The following is an 18132-nucleotide window of genomic DNA, read 5'->3' as shown; positions in this document are numbered from 1 at the left end:
CAAGATTCCACGGATGTGTGATTTTTGGAGCGCTTTATGCCGGTCCGCCGGATCCCCAAGAATTACCTGTTTGTCACTGGACGCCACGCCTCGCCGCACGCGGACGAGGTCTTCGAGTTCGAGTCGATCTTGGAAAAGGAGTACATGCTCATGTTGGACTCGGATCCTCACCTCGAATCGTACGACGTGCAGCCCGTCGAAATCCCATTGTCCCGAGGTCGAAGCTATGTCCCAGATCTGCTGGTGACATATCGCCCCACGTCTTCTGGAATCCAGCGACCGCCAGAGTTGGTGGAAATCAAAATTCAGGAGCACCTTGAGCGACACGCTGAGGAATACCAAGAGAAGTTTGCGGCGGCAGCAGCGTTTGCGGAAGAGCGAGGCTGGATCTTCATTACCCGAACAGAACTGGATATCAGGACGCCTCGTATCGAGAACCTGAAATTCTTGCACCGGTACCGTCATACGCCCGCTGACCCGGCTGCTGTTGAGCGCTTGCTTGAGGCGATGCGTCAGGTGGGCAGTCCAACAACGCCGCTTGCGTTGCTCGACAGCTTGACCGACAGGTTGGAGGTACGTGCAGTTTGGATTCCCGTGCTTTGGCATCTTGTCGCGCATGGCGCAATTCAAGCGGATCTGCAGGTTCCGCTGTCGGAAAGCACGCAGCTATCTCTACCGAGCTAGGCCATGGCAAGCAAGCCGTTAGCAAAGACGCCAACTGTTCTGCATATCAGGAAAGGCAGCAGCGTTAGTCATGATGGGCGGACGTACACAATTCTCCGCTATGCCGACTTGGACAAGGTTCTTGCACGCGAGGTGGCGTCAGGAGAGACGGTCATCCTGAACGTGGGGTCGCTTAAGACTCCGTTCAAAGGCAGTGACAACTCGCCCGAGCCCCGAGATCAGGTCGATCTCGAAGACGTATCGAACGACGCCTGGGAGATCGCGCAAAGCCGCCTGGATACCATTAGTCCCCTGCTTGACCGGAGACGGAATCGGACAAAGGCGGACTACGTTGCTGTGGCTGCTAACGCAGGCGTAAGTGTCCCGACGCTCTATAACTGGCTGAGTGCGTACTCAGATTCCGAACTGTTGTCTTCCCTGATACCGACGCCCAAGGACGGTGGCCGCGGGCGCAGTCGGCTCGCACCAGAAGTGAAGCTGATCTTGGACGACTACGTTCAAGAACAGTACCTGACCCAGCAAAGGCCCTCTGTAGCGAAGGCCGCCCGGGAGATCCGTCGCCGCTGCCACGTTGCGGAGCTCGATCCTCTTCCCGCTGTCTCGACCATCTACCGGCATCTAGGTTGGTTGGATGAACGGGAATCGCTTAAGCGCCGGGAGGGCCGCCGCGCCGCAGAGCAACGGTTTCGCGTGAACATCGGATCAATTCCGGATGCTGAGTACCCGCTCGCGATCGTTCAAGTCGATCACACCTTGTTGCCGGTCATCATCGTTGACGACAAGCACCGCAAGCCGATCGGTCGGGCGTGGATCACGTTGGCAATCGACGTCTTCAGTCGCGTTTGTTTGGGCATGTATCTGTCTTTGGATCCTCCTTCGGCGATGTCTGCAGGCATGTGCATTTCGCACGCCATCCTACCCAAGAGTGATTGGATGGCAAGGCAGGGTTGTGGCGATATCGAGTGGCCTTTCCATGGCCCCATGGATGTACTCCATATGGACAATGCCAAGGAATTCAGAGGCAAGATGCTGGCCGTCGCCACCCGGGAGTACCACATCGATATTCACCTACGGCCCGTAAAGCAGCCTCGCTATGGTGCACATATCGAGCGACTCATGGGGACCGTATCGGAGGAGTTGAAAGGGCTAAAGGGCGCAACCTTCGCGAACCCTCAACAGAAAGGGGAATACGATGCCGAGGGCAATGCCTGCATGACTTTCGACGAGCTGGAGAAGTGGCTCGTTCTTATGTTCGCCCGATATCACCGAGACGTGCACTCCGGCATTGGGACGACGCCAATGACCAAATGGCGTGAAGGCATTCTCGGCACGCGAGGAAAAATGGGGCGCGGAATACCGCCAATACTGACCGATGCTGAGAAGGTTCGCATCGACTTCATGCCCTATACCGAGCGAACGATACAGGGTGATGGCGTCAGAGAGAACGGAATTCACTACTTCCACGACGTTTTGCGGCCATGGGTGGGCGAGCGTGATCCAGACAACCCCAAGCGAGGCAAGCAGTTTCGGTTCCGCTATGACCCGCGCGACATGAGTGTGTTGTACTTCTTCGATACTGATCTCAAACGTTATCAGTCGATTCCCTACCGAGATTCGAGCTTGCCGCCGGCAAGTATTTGGGAAATCCGTGCGGCCAAGAGTGCAGCAAAGGCGGCGGGCATGAAGGACTACAGCGAGCGGGATTTGTTTGCGCTGATCGCACGACAGCGCGAACTAGAAGAGGCTGCGGCTGCGAAGACCAAGGCGGCGCGGCGCGCTGAGCAGCAACGCAAGCAGCAGGACAAGGCTCGCGCGCGGAAGTCTCAAGACCTGCCCCGGGCTTCGAAGGTGGAGCCTTCCAGATCCGCGCCGGCAATCCGGGGATACGACCCTGACGATATCCAACCGCTGAGCGACGATGAATAGCATGATGACTGAGTACGCTCATCTCAGTCCGGCGGCACAGAAGCATCTGGCGCTGCCGGACAAGGATCGGATTCGAGAGATCCTGACGGGCACCTGGCTACCCCTCGACCATGCGAAGACGACACTTCAGAAGCTGGAGGATTTGCTCGACTATCCAAAGGTGACGAGGATGCCGAGCTATCTCATCGTAGGCCCCTCATACAGCGGCAAGACGTCTATTCTTGAGCGGTTTCGCGGAGACCACCCTCCCGATTTGGACCCCAATAAGGAGGTAACTCGGTGTCCGGTGGTGATGGTCGACGCGCCACCGAAGCCCGAGCTGTCCGACTTCTATAGCCGGATCATGGATAGTCTGATGACGCCGTACAAGCCGACGGCTCCCGCCTATGAAAAGTACTCGCAGGTCAAACGTCTCTTTGGTGAGATGGATGTGCGCATCCTCATCATCGACGAGATTCACCACCTGATTGCCGGCGGCCTCACCAAGCAGCGCGAATTTCGCAATGCTCTCAAAACCCTGAGCAATGAGGCGAAGATCAGCATCGTCGCCTCAGGAATCGAAGAAGCCTACAACGCGTTCAACGCTGATCCGCAGATGTCGAGTCGATTCGTCCCGATCGAGATGCCCAGTTGGACGCCTGGCCGGCAGCTAGGGACGTTGCTGAAGACCCTAGAGCGCCGGACACCGCTGCGCAAGCCGTCAGGTCTGCATTACCCCGATATGATGCAGGCGATCTATGTGAAGAGCGAATCCACTCTTGGTGACATCTTCGACCTCGTGAAGGTGGCGGCGGTTGACGCCATTCGTTCCGGCGAGGAAGTGATTACCGAAAAGCAGCTCGATGCGTTGGATTGGGTGCCACCCTCTAAGCGCAAGACGTACAGGCGGAGGCTATGAAAGCGTGGTTATGTGCGAAGACGCAACTCTGGCCGATACGATACAAGCCCATACCCGGTGAGCTTCTTTCGAGCTGGATTGTGCGACTAGCGCATGGCCATGGAATGGGTGTGATGCCGTTCTGCAATGCGGCGCTCGGACCCACGGCTCTGGCGTTGACGATGGATATCGACCGACGCAGTCCCACCCCCCTTCTGGAAGCACTGGCGTTGCACACGGGGGCCCATCTGGAATCAGTGCATCAGGCCACGCTGCGTGTCTACGAGGGGACGCTTTACCCACAGTTTCACGTTGGGGGATTCCTCCCTTGGGTGATCGCCATCAATCTGCCGCGGAGTGCCCGGCTCGGTCCAGGTCTTCAGTTCTGCCCGTACTGTCTGAGGAGTGATCCGGTACCGTATTTCCGTCTCTGCTGGAGAGTTGCACTTCAAACCTTCTGTGAGCGGCACCAATGTTTGTTGCTTGATCGGTGCCCAAGCTGTGGCGCTTGCTTGTTTGTTCAGAGGGTCGATACAAACTGGTGTCATGCGGAAACCGACGGCATTTGCTATTGCCACAACTGCGACTTCGATCTCCGATTGGCGGAGGCGCCCGTCGTAGACGACCGCGGAAGTGGTTTCCTTCCCACGTTACAGCAGTTGACGCGCGACCTTTCTGTCGTGAACACAGTGGGTCCGCCAGGTTTGTTGGAGCGTCTACACGCTATGGCAGTGACGGTGTTGTCGGGCAAGGCCAAGCCGCGTCTCTGCAATTGCCTAGCGTGCCGCTTCGGCTACTCCGACTTGGAGATTGAGCAGGCCAGAAAACCGGCACTGGAACTGCAATCTGTGGTGACACGGCATGCGGTGCTGCTGTGGTCCCTCTGGCTTCTTCAATACGATCCCGATGCGCATGAGCGGCCGGTCAAGCCTGTCGCTCCACTACACCATCGGTTCATCAAAGGCATCTTGACGCAGCCCCGACTGGAGGCTGGTGTCCAGAGGCGTTGCGATTCGCTTGCAGAGCTGCCAATGGCAGATGGCAGCTCACCGCAGATACGCGATGGCCGCGTGGTACAGCTGCATTGAGATCCAAGAACGCAATTCGTCGGGAGCATTGACCTGGGTGTGCTCCAAGGCCATCACCTGATAATCGGTGCCGTTCTGGACCGAGATGAAGGCTTCCGTCGCCGCCTGAATCGCACGTTGAATCGCTTCGTCACCTTTGTTCTGCAAGGGGACGGCAAACGAAATAGGTGGGCTGGCTTCGTGAACCATGAGCAACGTGGATGCCTCCTTTGAAGAAACAGCGAAGGCGGCTACACGCTTCAGCCGGTGTTTGTCATCCGGAACCAGCAGATGTTCGTCCAGTACCCCGTCTTCGTCCGCGATCAGTGGCATCGGGACGGACCATCCATCATCACGGCTCGCCGTCAGGACTCGCACGGAGGCGTCGTCCAGTGTGGATAGCGCTTTGACGGCGTGTTCCAGGAATGCGGGTGGGTCTGGAACCTCGTTGTCGCCTTCGACGATCTGCGCTTCTCGGATGCGCTTCGTGGAGCCGGGTTCGCCGATCGCATGCTCACTGATCGGGTCACCGGACGAAGCGCTGGCTCGAGGCTTTTGTCCGGCAATGGCTCTGTCAGCGAAGACCCATTTGTCCTCCAGGTCGACGAACCGCCGATTGCTGCGCACGGGCATCGTAGCTGGAGCAAGCTGCGATGAAGGATCATGCTCCTCCAGGCTGATTTTGGAAGGTTCCTTGGTTCTCCGGGCTGGGGGTATGGCTTCCTGTGGTGGGGAATCGGGCGCCATGCTGGCACTGCGAGCTTTCTTTGTGCCCGTCACGCGGAATCGCAATGACTTGAAAGGGAACGGGTGCGAGCAACTCAGGAGCTGATAGACGAGGAACGTTCCTTTTGGGTCATTGCCTCGCGACAGCCATTTCCCAGAGGCTCGCAGTGTTGTCGTTCCTTCGAACGGAAATAGGGTCTGCGGATAGATCTCCTGGCGCGCCTGCGCGGCTTGTGCACAGGAGGCACCGATCTTTGCGGCCGCATGCCAGGCGAGTCGGCTTCCAGCGATTCGGGCGATGTCCTCGGCACTTGCGCGCGGAATACGATCGGCAAGTTGGAGCGTCATCCGGTTGTGCCGATCGATTGCCGGCATCCCTGTGTAGAGATGCTCTTTACGGAGTTGGGGTGAGAACAGCCGATTGAGGAGTTCGCTGGACGAGCCAAAGTAGAAGCGGATCAGCTCCATGCACGGTACGACAAGGAGCTTTCCGTCCGGTAGCGTGACCCGGACGCAATAGGAGTGCGTGTTTTCGCGATGTCCCGCATGCTCGTGGAGCGGCAGCATGAAAGTGCCGTCTTCGAAGCTCGATCCGGCTTTTACGAGTTCGCAGGTGTCTCGGCTGATCGCCAAATCTTCACAAAGCAACTCCTCGTCAGCCGCGCGGGATTCCAAGCCCTGCTCGCGCCACAGGTCACCAATGCGCAAGAGCATTGTGGTTCCGACTGAAACCCAGCATCGGGTTGCTTGCCTTTCGGCTTGGTGGAACGATAGGAGCGATAAGCGACCGGCCCCATCTTGGGCGTTGGCCTTGGATAGCGAGACCAGCACGGATGGATGCCGCCGCCGCAACATGCGATCGGGGAAGGCGATGGGGCCGAACCAGTCCACGCGCCAATGGTCCCCGCTCTTAGGAAACGCGTCTATACGAAGCATGCAACTCTGATTTTGTCGTCAAACCGTCGCCATGCACCGGAGCGCTGCCCAACTGCGACAGCCGCGCGCCCATGACGAATTGGCGATTGCTTACGCCCTGCTGTGACGGAAGTACAGGTACACCAGCCCAATTGGTGCAATGAAAACCGCGAAAGCCCAGCAAATCAACATCGTAGTGAACTTGGCAAACAGCATCACGATTGCATTCACAAAGAAGATGTTGTTGCCGAGGATGAAGCTCATGACGCCTTCGTACACGAACCTGGCGTATGGATAGAGGAACGTGTTGGCGATAAAAAATAGAACGACTGGGAAGGGAATCGGTTTTCCAGCGTGGCTTACAAAGAAGAAGAACGCGGGAAAGAGCAACCCGAACAGGAAGTGGCGGAAGTAGTAAGGACGAGATAGGCCACCGAAAGTCTTGGCGAAGATAGATTGCATTTTTTGTGTGGTTGGTCGGGTAAAAATGCCGATTCAAGTTGATCGCAGGGCAAGGCTCGGGTCGCAGTCAAACGCAATCGCGAGCGAGCCTGGATATCAATGAAACGACATCGATCGACCATGCTGCACCCTTCTCTAGTTGGGAAGCGCCACTTACGGGAAATCAGGTAGCTGCAATAGTGCGCACAAGCTGTGCGCTGGGCAGAAGTTGCAGAAGATGGCCTCAAGCGTTGAGGCAGCTTTCATCACCTTATGCATAGCACCGGAATTTCGCGTTTCTAATATCAGATATAAAGGATATTGTGACCGGATCTTCCTCTCCTTGTTATCGCATCGGTAATCGCTGCCTTTGCCGAGGTTTCCATACTAAGGTGGGGTGCACATTGGAATTTTTCGGCTTACATTTTTGAATGCGACACTGATCGCGTGGTCACTTCCAGCCCCATCATGCCTTTGAGAAAGCAATTGAACGCAGATAAGCTAGTTGACGAGTACCCAGATCCCTATCCTGAGTTGCCAGTCGAGCGTGGCCCGCATGGGCGTGGGGTTGGTAGGTGGGTCCCTGAAGAGAAGCACCTCTACCTCAAACAGTATATTCATGCCACGCGTAAGGCCCAGGCGAAGTTCAAGCAGCGGGTACTGATTGATCCATTCTGCGGTCCCGGTCGCATTCAAGTTGTAGGCGAATCCTTTACCCGCAGTGGCGGCTCGGTAGTGGCGTACCGTCAATCCGCCGCCTCTGGCGCGCCCTTCACACGTGTCCTGGTCGGCGACATCGATGCGGAGCGAGTGCGAGCAAATCAGTTGCGCCTTAGTGCCACCGGCGCCACTGTGCAGGGCTTCGTTGGGTCTGCGACTGACACAGTCGATGCCATGATCAAGGCAGTTCCGTTTGGAGCGCTTGCTTTGGCCTACATCGACCCTTACAACTTAGAACACTTGTCGTTCTCAATCATCGAGCGCCTATCCAAACTGCAGCACGTGGACTTCGCCATCCACTTCAGTCTGATGGATCTAACGCGCAACATTGATATGGAACTGGATTCGCAGCGGGATCGGTTTGACCATGCGCTGCCTGGCTGGAGGTCCAGGGTACCTACCGATATGTTGTCCAAGACAAGCTTGCCGGGGTGGTTCTTCAACGCATGGTGTGACGCGGTGCGGGACCTGGGTTTCAAGGTCAGTGTTCAGATGCCGAAGATTACCGATGGTAACGGGCGGATCATCTATCGAATGGTGTTCCTGTCCCGGCACGAGTTGCCAGACCGCATTTGGGATGACATTGCTCGCAGTCCCAACCTGAGCCTGTTCGATTCCTGATCGGGTGTCTATATCTGCTTCGTTGATCTGACGGGCGCGGCCACCGCCGCGTCCAATTATTTCTCTTGATTAGTGGACGATTGTCCACCAAAATAAAGAAATGGCTCGAACCAACAATGACCAGGCGCATTTGCGCCGACTTCGCGACACGTATGCGCAGATGGGGTGCGTGCCCTCGTACAGCCAGATCGCCAAAGCGCTCGGCTTTAAGGCGAAGAACGCAGCTTTCAAACTGACGCAGCGGCTGATTGCTTCCGGCCATCTGACTAAGTCTGTGGGCGGGCGCTTGGCGCCGGGCCCCGCCTTTTTCACGCTGGAGTTGAGCGACGATGAAGTGCGAGCAGGCTTTGGCGCGGATGGCAGCGCTACGGGCCTTGTGCAAGCCCAGGCTCTCGATCAACTGTTGATGGCGAAGCCTTCGAAGACCGTGCTGGTGAAGGTGCGCGGCGATTCAATGCTGAACGCAGGGATTCTGAGTGGCGACGTCGCGTGGTTGAGACGAGTTCGCAGGCTTTGACCGGCGACATCGTGGTGGCCGAAATCGACGGTAGCCAGACCATCAAGGAATTCAGGAATGATCGAGGTCAACCGCGCCTCGTATCGCACGGCATGGATGGCAAGACAGCGACTCCGGAGAAGACCCTGAACATCATCGGCGTCGTCAGGGGCATTGTCCGAAGCTATAGGCCGCAGCCGGCCGGTGGGACTAAGATAAAAAACAGGGAATATCTCGATGACAACCATCAGCAAGATTGAGTGGACTGAGCAAACTTGGAATCCGACAGTCGGGTGCACCAAGATCTCGCCCGGGTGCAAGCATTGCTATGCGGAGGCCATGGCCAAGCGGCTGAAAGCTATGGGGACGCCTGGCTATGAGAACGGTTTTGCGCTCACTCTTTTGCCGGAGCGCTTCAACGACCCGATCAAACGCAAGAAGCCGACAGTTTATTTTGTGAACTCCATGTCGGATCTGTTCCACGAGCGGGTGCCGGACGCGTATATCGACAAAGTATTCGAAGTCATCGCACAGACACCGCACCATACATATCAAATACTTACCAAACGAGCTGCTCGGATGGCGCGCTATTTCCGGAAGCGTTCCGTGCCGACGAATGCGTGGCTTGGAGTCTCTGTCGAGGACCGGAAGTACGGCGTTCCCCGTATTGACTACCTACGCCAAGTGCCCGCGACCATCCGGTTCCTATCAGTTGAACCGCTACTGGCCGATGTTGGTGAACTCGACTTGACGGACATTCATTGGGTGATCGTGGGTGGTGAGTCTGGCCCGAAGGCGCGCCCAATGAAGATGGAATGGGCAGAGGCCGTTCGGGCTCAATGTCAGGAGCAGGGAGTCGCCTTTTTCTTCAAGCAGTGGGGCGGATGGGGCGCAGACGGCAAAAAGCGGGCGAAGGCCGCCAACGGTCGCGAATTGAATGGCCGGACCTGGGACGAAATGCCGGTCACCGTCGTCGAGCGCGTGGCATCTACGTGAGAGGCATCGATGCGCCCTTGAGGCCGCGGGGGCAGATTGGCAGGCAGGGGTCACAAGAGCGCACCAAGCCTGCCACTCAATGCCACACTACAAATGGGTCTGGGGAAGTCCGCCACCGCAGCTTAAGCGGCATAGCGAGGTCAAGCATGCGCTCCTGCGCAACTATTTGGTCGACTATTTCCTGACGCTGGTGTCGCTGCCGCACCAGGACAAGATCCAACTGACCATCGTTGATGGTTTTTGTGGCGGGGGGCTCTATCTCAACGAGGATGGCCAGGAAGTTCCGGGCTCGCCTCTCGTCATTCTTGAAGCCATACGCGAGGCCGAGACGCTCCTGAATATTCGGCAAGAGCGTCGCAAGCCCATCCTGATCGACGTCGAACTCATCTGTGTTGACGCCAAAAAGAGCTCGTTGCACTACCTTGGTCGCTTGCTGGAAGAGCGCGGGTACGGAGCCGCACTCGCCAACGGTAAGGTGCGCTTGGTCAAAGGCCAATTTGCCGACCATTGCGGCGCGGCCATTCAGCGGTGCCATGATCGAAGCCCGCGTTCTGGGCGAGCATTGTTTGTTCTTGATCAGTACGGCTATTCCGGCGTGCCAATGCAGTGTTTGCGCGATATTTTTGCCAAGCTCAAGCACGCCGAGGTGATCCTCACCTTTTATATTGATGCGCTGATCAAGTACTTGAATGAGCGCAACCTTGCGGCCTTCCAAAAGGCCACAGGCGTCAGTACATCTGTGCGGGCATCCGAGCTCGACGAGATCAAGCAGTCGCCACGCTGGCGCGTACATCTCCAATCCTCGCTCTACCAGAATCTCACCAATCAATGCTCGGCCCAGTTTTACACGCCGTTCTTTATTCGCCCTGAGCGCGGGCACGGAGATTTCTGGTTGCTGCATCTCTCGCAGCACTGGAAAGCTCGGGATGTGATGGCCTCCACGCACTGGCAGCACAACAACCATTTCTCGCACTATGGGGACGCTGGGTTCCACATGTTTAGCACGGGCTACATCAGCAAGATCGACGATGAGCACAAGCTGCAGGCAGGATTCGATTTCGGCGAGGTGGCGGCAGCGGTGAGCAAGGAAACCATGCTCGAGCAGATCCCCGAGATGTTATTCGATGGCGCTGAGGGGATGACCTTCGAGCAGTTCTTCCTGAAGCTGATCAACACAACGCCTGCTACTCGCGAAATGGTGGAGGCCACCCTGTTAGAGCTTCACCAAGGCGGTGAGATCGTCGTGGTCGATGAATCCGGCGACCCGTCCAGGGCGCGCGTTAATCTGAAGGGCAATCATGTTCTGCGCTTGCCGTCGCAGCGCTCCTTCTTGTTTTCTTGAGGGCTTTAAGGCTTGCTGGACGACACCGGATGCTTTAGACCTGCAAGATCAGCCTCGGATCGAATGCGCTGTTTTCTGTGCTCCGCCCCTTGGGCGCATAGCCTCGCGGATTGCAGATGACCCGACATGCTCCGGCGCTGTAGTCAGAGCTCTCGTGCATATGGCCATGAATCCATAGATCGGCGAGTTGGATCACTTCATCCATGCGGCTGGCATACGCCGGCGTGAGCGGGTCATCTTGAAATTGCGGAGACACACTGCGCGCAGATGGAGCGTGATGACTGATAACTACCCGTCTGCGCCGCGAAGGGGTGGTCAACTCCTCGTCCAGCCATTCGCGTGCGACGACGTGCATCCGAGCCGTGTCCCGCGGTTGCAGCTTTCTGAACACCCCACGCGTTTCGAAGCGAATGGCTCCGGTGAAGTCAGTCATGCCCCGAGCAGCGTAGCTCTCGGCGGCACGCACTTCCTCTTCTGCACCACCGTACAGCGCGAAGTCTGTCCAGAGCGTGGCGCCCAGGAATTCCACGTCCCCGATCATGATCTTATCCATGTCGAGAAGGTGGACGTTCGGCGTCGCGGCACACGCCGCACGCAGATCTCGAAGCACTCGACTGTGCTCACCTTTGTAGAACTCGTGGTTGCCGGGCACGTAGATGACCGGCAGGCCGCGGCTCTGGGCTTCAATCCAAGGCATTCCGCGCTTGCCAAGATGAATGTCGCCGGCAAGCACGATCACGTCTACCTCGGTCGTGTCGATGTCGAGGGGGGAGAATTCGAGATGAAGGTCACTTAGAACGAGGAGATTCATGTTGTCCAGGAACGCCTGAGCTTGCTTCTTGAGGACTGTCGCCCGGTCCAGCGCCAACTTTCGATTGCTGGCTTGGTTGGCGCTGGATGTAAGCCGGTGCGATGCCTCGCTTTTCGAGGCGACGCACTGCCTTAGCCACTGCCGCGTTCGCACGTTCCAGGAATGTGCCGCTGGTCATGAATCGGCCGAGTTTGTCTGCCGCCATGGCTTGCTCCATTTGTCGTGCCCCAAGAGTACTCCCTCCACGCTTTCGCGGCCGAGCGTGCCGTTCAAAGGGGTGACCCTGCTCAGGCTGCCTTCCAGCAGCGCAAGTTGTTGGACATCAGCGGATTCAATGTCGCCACGCCCTAGGCTCGCTCGCCCGATTGGCCATCCGCTACGAAGCCGATCGTCAGCCGCGCAGCACGCCGCGGCACCTTGAGCACGGCGAAGGCCTTTCCTGATGCCATTGCTGTCGCAAACGCGTCCTGCACCAAGCGATGCGTTGCGCGCAGATCGACATCACTTCTCTCTGACAAGGCTTCTGCTGCACTGGCGTCCAGTTCAATGCGTTTGCCGGTAGCCCGCTGCAGCCGACGAACTTCCGCCAAGATGAGCTGCAGCCGTTGCTCGGGCTCGGGTGCCGGGATGTCGAATACCTCTACGCGGCTCAGTAGTGGCGGAGGCACAGCGTCGGGATCGTTCGCTGTCAGGACATAGATGATTCGGCTGGCGTCAAATGTCATGCGGAAAAACGCGTCTTGGAACGCGCTCGCTGTTCCCGACTCAAGTAGATCCAGCAGTACTGGCGTAACCGGGTAGCGGCCATCGCTGCCAATCTTGTCCACTTCGTCCAGGATAAGGACAGGTGTCGCCGACTTGCCGCTGGCAAGCATCTCAACAATCATCCCCGGCCGAGCGTGGTGCCAGGCGCTATCGCCGCCCGTCAGTTGGAAGCTTGCTTGGGCACTTCCAGCAGACCACTTTCGCATCGGCACATTCAAAATCTCCGCCAACTTCAACGCGAAATGCGTTTTGCCCACGCCAGGTTGCCCTGTCAGGAGGATCGGACGAACGCGAAAGTCCTTCGCCCGCATTGCGCCGATAAGCGTGAGATCAATCTTCAGCTTCTGAATTGGCTCGCGCAGGTTGCCGAACAACGTCTGGGCTGTTGCGAGCTTCTTCAGTGCCGAGCGGGTACGAGGCAGCGCGCGGTAGCCGTCATTGGTGCTGGCTTGCTCCAACAATGTCTGTGCGTAATCCCGCTGGTAGCGGTCGGCACCTCGCAAGTTCACGTTGGCGAGCGTTAGCGCCTCGGGCCCAAAGATAAGAACATGCCCGGGCTTGGCTCGACGAGGCGCAGGTGCGTGCGCCGCCGACGCAACTGTGGACGGTTCCTCAACTGAGAATCCAGGGATCTCCTCCTTGGGTTCATTGTCCTGCCGGGCGGCGGCAAGAGCCGAGCGCGTGTCCGAGGGGATAAGCAACCGCCATGTTGCGGCGCTGCGCAGTGCTGCGAGATCGCCTAAGGGCAAGAACCCAGGGGGATGCTCCGAGGAGTGCTCGGGAGCAGACATGATGATTCTCCATACGCGAACTGGCGGCATGTAGCCGCAGTTGTCGAACCGGACAATGCCGGGACCAATCGAGGCTGAGGATCAGCCGGCTATTCGCGTACGGGTTCGTTCGAGCGGAACGAACGCGAGGCTGCCCGAACCGGCCGCGTGGGTCGATTGGTGACGGTGAATGTCCTTGGCAGCCATGGAGAGGTGAGAGTGAGATTGCGCCGGTGTTGCTATGTTGCTCAACCCTACAACACCACGTGGTTTGGGGCTATCCGGCGAAGTATCGAGTCGCGGTGAAAGTTGTGGCCAGATGGCCGCGACGCGCGGATGCGTCGCATATCAAATTGTGCGCCGCATCATTTTTGGGAGCAGAGAAAACGCATGGAATGGCTATAGCAAAGGGTTTAATGGGAAATCCTGCCATTTCCAGCTTCGATATTTTCTAGTCTACTTCGATATTTTCTAATTTTCTTCGCTATGCCAACACCGTCACCCCATGACGGCCATAGCGCACGCCTAATTGATAGATAAAAACAATCAAATATACGATTCAATAGCGTAAAGATAGACTGTGTTCCATGGTGAGCGCATCGCTCACTGCAGATCACCGTGGAGCCCGTCATGTCCTGGTCGCTTGCCTCGAACACCGTTGCGACCGTGCTGGAATGGCTCGCTGCCTATGGCGAATCGCACTGACCTGACGGATGCACGAAGTTGCTCGCGCGAATGGTGTGGGCATCAGGAAGGCGCAGGGTCGCAAGGAGAAGAAAACATGGCAATGGTGCGGATGTTCGTTTCGGAGTGGCAGGGATTTGCGGGCACGGTGCGCGCCTCGCAGGCAGAGGTCCCGATGCTGTCGGGCATGCCAGGTAGTGCAGCGGGCGGCCGCGTTGCGCGTGTCGCAGAATCCGCCCGCCTGCAACGGAAGTGGGTGCGCAAGCAGATCGGTCTAACCATCGTGACAGCCGGCGCTATGATCGTGCTCCTGCACGGTATGGTGCAGCTCATGGTCTGATGATCGGCCTGATCTTCGGTTGTCATCCGTTCTGCGTTTCGTCACAGGACGATGCGACGATCGGAACTTGCTGTGCGAACGGCAACCGAAAGAAGGCTCGAACCACGCGTGGCCCGACGCTGAATGAGCGGAACGGCATCGCGTTTTTGCACACCACTTCATAGGGGAATCTAGATGGCAAAGAAGAACAACGGCGCGCCTGCCGCAGCCCAGATCAACATCGGCATTGCTGACAAGGACCGCAAGAAGATCGCCGACGGCCTGTCGCGCCTGCTGGCCGATACCTACTCGCTCTATCTGAAGACGCATTACTTCCACTGGAACGTCACCGGCCCGATGTTCAACACGCTGCATCTGATGTTCGAGACGCAGTACAACGAACTGTGGAATGCCGTCGACCCGGTGGCTGAGCGCATCCGCGCCCTGGGCTATCCGGCACCGGGCTCGTATTCGGAGTTCGCCAAGCTGTCGTCGATTCCGGAATCGAAGGGCGTTCCCGAGGCGATGGACATGGTGCGCGAACTGGTGGCCGGCCACGAAGCCGTGACGCGCACCGCCCGCAGCCTGTTCCCCGACGTCGACAAGGCCGCCGACGAACCGACCGCCGATCTGCTGACGCAACGCATGGACATTCACGAAAAGACCGCGTGGATGCTGCGTTCGCTCCTGGCTTAAGGCTGGCTTGACGGCCGTTCGCCACGTTTGCGACAGGCGTTTCGACAGCAGCGAATTGCGCCCCTCCCGCGAGCCCGTTGCGTTGCGGGTGGGGCGGCATCAACCCCATGACCTAAACGAGAGAATCATGACGACTGAAGCTAAATGCCCGTTTTCCGGCCATGCTCCCGCTGCTTCCCACGCCTTCGGTGGCGGTACGTCCAACAAGGACTGGTGGCCCAATCAACTGCGCGTTGATCTGCTGAACCAGCATTCCGAAAAGTCCGATCCGCTCGGGTCGAGCTTCAATTACCGCAAGTCGTTCAATGCGATCGACTACGACGCGCTCAAGGCCGATCTGCGCCGCCTGATGACGGATTCGCAAGACTGGTGGCCGGCAGACTTCGGCCACTACGGCCCGCAGTTCATCCGCATGGCATGGCACGCCGCCGGTACATACCGCACCGGCGATGGCCGAGGCGGTGCCGGGCGTGGCCAGCAACGTTTTGCCCCCCTTAACTCCTGGCCTGACAACGTCAACATCGACAAGTCGCGCCGCCTGCTGTGGCCGATCAAGCAGAAGTACGGCCAGGCCATCTCCTGGGCCGACCTGCTGATCCTGACCGGCAACGTTGCGCTTGAAACCATGGGCTTCCGCACGTTCGGCTTTGCCGCCGGCCGTGAAGACACGTGGGAACCGGACAATGACGTCTACTGGGGCAACGAGACCAAGTGGCTGGAAGCCACGCGGTATTCGGGCGAACGCAACCTCGCGAACCCGCTTGCCGCCGTACAGATGGGCCTGATCTATGTGAATCCGGAAGGCCCGGAACACGCCCATGGCGATCCACTGGCTGCTGCCAAGGACATCCGCGAGACCTTCGCCCGCATGGCGATGGACGATGAAGAAACCGTCGCGCTGATCGCCGGTGGTCACACCTTCGGCAAGACCCACGGTGCCGGTGCGGCAAGCCACGTTGGCGCCGATGTCGAAGCCGCGCCGCTGGAAGCGCAAGGCCTGGGCTGGGCCAGTACCTTTGGCACCGGCAAGGGCGCGGATGCGATCACCAGCGGGCTTGAAGTCACCTGGACGCAGACGCCCGCGCAATGGAGCAACTACTTCTTCGAGAACCTGTTCAAGTACGAATGGGTGCAGGAAAAGAGCCCCGCCGGCGCGCTGCAATGGGTCGCCAAAGACGCCGAGGCGATCATTCCGGGCCCGACGCCCGACTCGCCCAAGCGTAAGCCGACGATGCTGACGACCGACCTGTCGCTGCGTTTCGATCCGGCATACGAAAAGATTTCGCGCCGCTTCCTGGACAACCCGCAGGCGTTTGCCGAAGCCTTTGCCCGTGCGTGGTTCAAGCTCACGCACCGTGACCTCGGCCCGAAGTCGCGTTACCTCGGCCCCGAAGTGCCGCGTGAAGACCTGATCTGGCAAGACCCGCTGCCGGCGGCCACGCACAAGCCGACCGAAGCCGATATCGCCGACCTCAAGGCAAAGATTGCCGCTTCTGGCCTGTCGGCATCCGAACTGGTTGCCGTGGCGTGGGCGTCTGCCTCGACCTTCCGCGGGTCCGACAAGCGCGGCGGCGCCAACGGCGCGCGCATTCGCCTGGCGCCGCAGAACGATTGGGCGGTCAACCAGCCGGTGGCCGGCACGCTGGCCAAGCTGGAGGAAATTCAACGCGCCTCGGGCAAGGCTTCGCTGGCGGATGTGATTGTGCTGGCAGGCAGCGTCGGTATCGAGCTGGCTGCCAAGGCAGCCGGCACGACGATCACCGTGCCGTTCACGCCGGGCCGCGTCGATGCGACGGCCGAGCAGACCGATGCGGCGTCCTTCTCTGTGCTCGAGCCCGTGGCCGACGGTTTCCGCAATTACCAGAAGGCGCAGTTTGCGGTGCCGGCCGAAGTGCTGCTCCTGGACAAGGCTCAACTGCTGACGCTGACGGCGCCGGAGCTGACCGTGCTGATCGGTGGCCTGCGCGCCATCAACATCAACGCAGATGGCAGCCAGCACGGCGTCTTTACCAGCAGGCCAGGCGCGCTGACGAACGACTTCTTCGTCAACCTGCTCGACATGAACACCGAGTGGAAGCCTGCCGGCGACATCTACGAGGGCTATGACCGCAAGACGGGCGAGCGCAAGTGGACGGGCACGCGCGTCGATCTGGTGTTCGGTTCGAACTCGATCCTGCGTGCGCTGGCCGAGGTGTTCGGCAGCGCCGACGGCAAGGAGCGCTTCATCAGCGAGTTCGTGGCCGCATGGGTCAAGGTGATGAATCTCGACCGCTTCGATCTGGCCGCCGCCTAAGCTGCTTTCGGCGGGACTAAAATGGCGCCTTGCCTCGTGCAGGCGCCATTTTTCTTTGGTGATTTCCATGCAATCGTCCGCTGCCCAACCCAGCCGCCTCGTGCTCTACGCGCGCCTGATGCGGATGGACAAACCGATCGGCACGCTGCTGCTGCTGTGGCCGACGCTGTGGGCGCTATGGATGGCGGCTGACGGCCATCCGCCGCTGTCGCTGGTGGTGATTTTCACGGTCGGCACGTTCCTGATGCGCTCGGCCGGCTGCGCGGTCAACGACTGGGCCGATCGCGACTTCGACAAGCACGTCAAACGCACCAAGGAGCGGCCGATCACCGCGGGCCTGATCGCCCCGTGGGAGGCGCTGGCGGTTGCGGCGGTGCTCTCGCTCGTCGCCTTCGCACTGATCCTGCCGCTCAATGCGCTGACGAAGTGGATGTCGGTTGCCGCCATCGTGATTGCTGGCACGTATCCGTTCTTCAAGCGGTTCTTCGCGATTCCGCAGGCGTACCTCGGCATTGCGTTCGGGTTTGGGATTCCGATGGCGTCCGCCGCGGTGCAGGATCAAGTGCCGATGCTGGCGTGGCTGATGCTCGCCGGCAATGTGTTCTGGGCCGTCGCCTACGACACCGCGTATGCGATGGTCGACCGCGATGACGATTTGCTCATCGGCATCAAAACGTCGGCCATTACGTTCGGACGCTACGACGTGGCGGCGATCATGCTGTGCTACGTCGGCTTCTTCGGGATCATGGCCTGGGCTGGCCATGTGATGGCGCTAGGCGTGGCGTACTGGATTGGATTTGGCGCTGCCGTGGCGTTGTCGCTTTGGTATTACCCGATGCTGCAGACGCGGGATCGGATGAAGTGTTTTTTTGTTTTCCGGCATAACAATTGGTTGGGGGCTTGTTTGTTTGCTGGAGTGGTTGGGGGGTATTTGCTGCGCTAAGGGGTTTTTGGTGCATCCCCTTTTCGTACCCTGCCGGGCA

General features: G+C 58.8%; 15 protein-coding genes and 1 pseudogene. 12 read left to right on the top strand and 4 right to left on the bottom strand.

Translation table 11 applies throughout. From position 1 onward, the window contains the following. Nucleotides 1-36 precede the first annotated feature (36 nt). From FUT88_RS14390 to FUT88_RS14375, 4 genes are read left to right on the top strand one after another with little or no spacing between them, the layout of a single operon-like run. Nucleotides 37-684: a TnsA endonuclease N-terminal domain-containing protein gene (locus FUT88_RS14390; RefSeq protein WP_147216096.1), complete on the top strand. Its 648-nt coding sequence runs from the start codon at nt 37-39 to the stop codon at nt 682-684. A 3-nt stretch (nt 685-687) separates the two neighbouring features. Continuing rightward, nucleotides 688-2610, top strand: coding sequence for a Mu transposase C-terminal domain-containing protein (locus FUT88_RS14385; RefSeq protein ID WP_147216094.1), 1923 nt, complete (start codon nt 688-690; stop codon nt 2608-2610). Further along, entirely contained in the window at nt 2603-3508 is a 906-nt protein-coding gene (locus tag FUT88_RS14380) for a TniB family NTP-binding protein (protein ID WP_147216092.1), read from the top strand. Before FUT88_RS14385 ends, FUT88_RS14380 begins: the two co-directional genes overlap by 8 nt. Further along, on the top strand, nt 3505-4575 hold the full coding sequence (locus FUT88_RS14375) for a TniQ family protein (protein ID WP_147216090.1): 1071 nt from the start codon (nt 3505-3507) through the stop codon (nt 4573-4575). The genes FUT88_RS14380 and FUT88_RS14375 overlap by 4 nt, the downstream gene beginning before the upstream one ends. Here the strand turns inward: FUT88_RS14375 and FUT88_RS14370 are convergent. Together FUT88_RS14370 and FUT88_RS14365 are read right to left on the bottom strand one after the other, a co-directional pair. Then, nucleotides 4534-5994, bottom strand: a complete 1461-nt coding sequence (locus FUT88_RS14370; protein WP_261797168.1) for a hypothetical protein — start codon at nt 5992-5994, stop codon at nt 4534-4536. The two genes, FUT88_RS14375 and FUT88_RS14370, sit on opposite strands and share 42 nt — an antisense overlap. Nucleotides 5995-6306: 312 nt before the next feature. Further along, nucleotides 6307-6657 carry a hypothetical protein gene (locus tag FUT88_RS14365; protein ID WP_147216086.1) on the bottom strand — a complete coding sequence of 117 codons (351 nt, stop codon included), beginning with the start codon at nt 6655-6657 and terminating at the stop codon, nt 6307-6309. A gap of 426 nt (nt 6658-7083) precedes the next feature. Here FUT88_RS14365 and tcmP point away from each other — a divergent pair, with 426 nt between their 5' ends. From tcmP to FUT88_RS14345, 4 genes and pseudogenes are all read left to right on the top strand, one after another. Further along, complete coding sequence (tcmP, locus tag FUT88_RS14360; protein ID WP_261797167.1) at nt 7084-7977, top strand: three-Cys-motif partner protein TcmP; 894 nt, start codon at nt 7084-7086, stop codon at nt 7975-7977. A 100-nt stretch (nt 7978-8077) separates the two neighbouring features. After that, nucleotides 8078-8733, top strand: a pseudogene (locus tag FUT88_RS27175) (LexA family protein). Further along, entirely contained in the window at nt 8711-9469 is a 759-nt protein-coding gene (locus FUT88_RS14350) for a DUF5131 family protein (protein WP_147216084.1), read from the top strand. The pseudogene FUT88_RS27175 and the gene FUT88_RS14350 overlap by 23 nt, the downstream one beginning before the upstream one ends. Before the next feature lie 79 nt (nt 9470-9548). Further along, entirely contained in the window at nt 9549-10811 is a 1263-nt protein-coding gene (locus tag FUT88_RS14345; protein ID WP_147216082.1) for a three-Cys-motif partner protein TcmP, read from the top strand. A gap of 34 nt (nt 10812-10845) precedes the next feature. Here FUT88_RS14345 and FUT88_RS14340 read toward each other — a convergent pair whose 3' ends face one another. Both FUT88_RS14340 and FUT88_RS14330 read right to left on the bottom strand, forming a co-directional pair. Further along, complete coding sequence (locus tag FUT88_RS14340) at nt 10846-11622, bottom strand: metallophosphoesterase (protein WP_261797164.1); 777 nt, start codon at nt 11620-11622, stop codon at nt 10846-10848. A gap of 347 nt (nt 11623-11969) precedes the next feature. Beyond that, the gene (locus tag FUT88_RS14330) at nt 11970-13178 is read right to left on the bottom strand and encodes an AAA family ATPase (protein WP_147216076.1); all 1209 of its coding nucleotides are present in this window, start codon (nt 13176-13178) and stop codon (nt 11970-11972) included. A gap of 760 nt (nt 13179-13938) precedes the next feature. Between FUT88_RS14330 and FUT88_RS14325 the strand changes: the two genes are divergently transcribed. The 4 genes from FUT88_RS14325 to ubiA all read left to right on the top strand — a co-directional run bounded on the left by FUT88_RS14325 (nt 13939) and on the right by ubiA (nt 18092). Then, entirely contained in the window at nt 13939-14181 is a 243-nt protein-coding gene (locus FUT88_RS14325) for a hypothetical protein (protein ID WP_147216074.1), read from the top strand. Nucleotides 14182-14355: 174 nt separating this feature from the next. Next, complete coding sequence (locus FUT88_RS14320) at nt 14356-14856, top strand: Dps family protein (RefSeq protein ID WP_147216072.1); 501 nt, start codon at nt 14356-14358, stop codon at nt 14854-14856. A gap of 127 nt (nt 14857-14983) precedes the next feature. Continuing rightward, nucleotides 14984-17149, top strand: coding sequence for a catalase/peroxidase HPI (katG, locus tag FUT88_RS14315; protein ID WP_147216070.1), 2166 nt, complete (start codon nt 14984-14986; stop codon nt 17147-17149). 67 nt (nt 17150-17216) lie between these two features. Continuing rightward, nucleotides 17217-18092 carry a 4-hydroxybenzoate octaprenyltransferase gene (gene ubiA / locus FUT88_RS14310; protein ID WP_147216068.1) on the top strand — a complete coding sequence of 292 codons (876 nt, stop codon included), beginning with the start codon at nt 17217-17219 and terminating at the stop codon, nt 18090-18092. The last annotated feature ends 40 nt before the right edge of the window (nt 18093-18132 follow it).

Origin of the sequence: Ralstonia sp. TCR112, from assembly GCF_007997035.1 — a bacterium.
In the GTDB taxonomy this organism is placed as follows: domain Bacteria; phylum Pseudomonadota; class Gammaproteobacteria; order Burkholderiales; family Burkholderiaceae; genus Ralstonia; species Ralstonia edaphi.
This window is presented reverse-complemented; position numbering and strand designations above follow the sequence as displayed.

Excerpts from the sequence above, each read along its gene's own strand:
- FUT88_RS14390 (WP_147216096.1), top strand. The coding sequence starts at position 37 with ATGCCGGTCCGCCGGATCCCCAAGAATTACCTGTTTGTCACTGGACGC.
- FUT88_RS14385 (WP_147216094.1), top strand. The coding sequence starts at position 688 with ATGGCAAGCAAGCCGTTAGCAAAGACGCCAACTGTTCTGCATATCAGG.
- FUT88_RS14380 (WP_147216092.1), top strand. The coding sequence starts at position 2,603 with ATGAATAGCATGATGACTGAGTACGCTCATCTCAGTCCGGCGGCACAG.
- FUT88_RS14375 (WP_147216090.1), top strand. The coding sequence starts at position 3,505 with ATGAAAGCGTGGTTATGTGCGAAGACGCAACTCTGGCCGATACGATAC.
- FUT88_RS14370 (WP_261797168.1), bottom strand. The coding sequence starts at position 5,994 with ATGCTCTTGCGCATTGGTGACCTGTGGCGCGAGCAGGGCTTGGAATCC.
- FUT88_RS14365 (WP_147216086.1), bottom strand. The coding sequence starts at position 6,657 with ATGCAATCTATCTTCGCCAAGACTTTCGGTGGCCTATCTCGTCCTTAC.
- FUT88_RS14350 (WP_147216084.1), top strand. The coding sequence starts at position 8,711 with ATGACAACCATCAGCAAGATTGAGTGGACTGAGCAAACTTGGAATCCG.
- FUT88_RS14345 (WP_147216082.1), top strand. The coding sequence starts at position 9,549 with ATGCCACACTACAAATGGGTCTGGGGAAGTCCGCCACCGCAGCTTAAG.
- FUT88_RS14340 (WP_261797164.1), bottom strand. The coding sequence starts at position 11,622 with ATGAATCTCCTCGTTCTAAGTGACCTTCATCTCGAATTCTCCCCCCTC.
- FUT88_RS14330 (WP_147216076.1), bottom strand. The coding sequence starts at position 13,178 with ATGTCTGCTCCCGAGCACTCCTCGGAGCATCCCCCTGGGTTCTTGCCC.
- FUT88_RS14325 (WP_147216074.1), top strand. The coding sequence starts at position 13,939 with ATGGCAATGGTGCGGATGTTCGTTTCGGAGTGGCAGGGATTTGCGGGC.
- FUT88_RS14320 (WP_147216072.1), top strand. The coding sequence starts at position 14,356 with ATGGCAAAGAAGAACAACGGCGCGCCTGCCGCAGCCCAGATCAACATC.
- katG (WP_147216070.1), top strand. The coding sequence starts at position 14,984 with ATGACGACTGAAGCTAAATGCCCGTTTTCCGGCCATGCTCCCGCTGCT.
- ubiA (WP_147216068.1), top strand. The coding sequence starts at position 17,217 with ATGCAATCGTCCGCTGCCCAACCCAGCCGCCTCGTGCTCTACGCGCGC.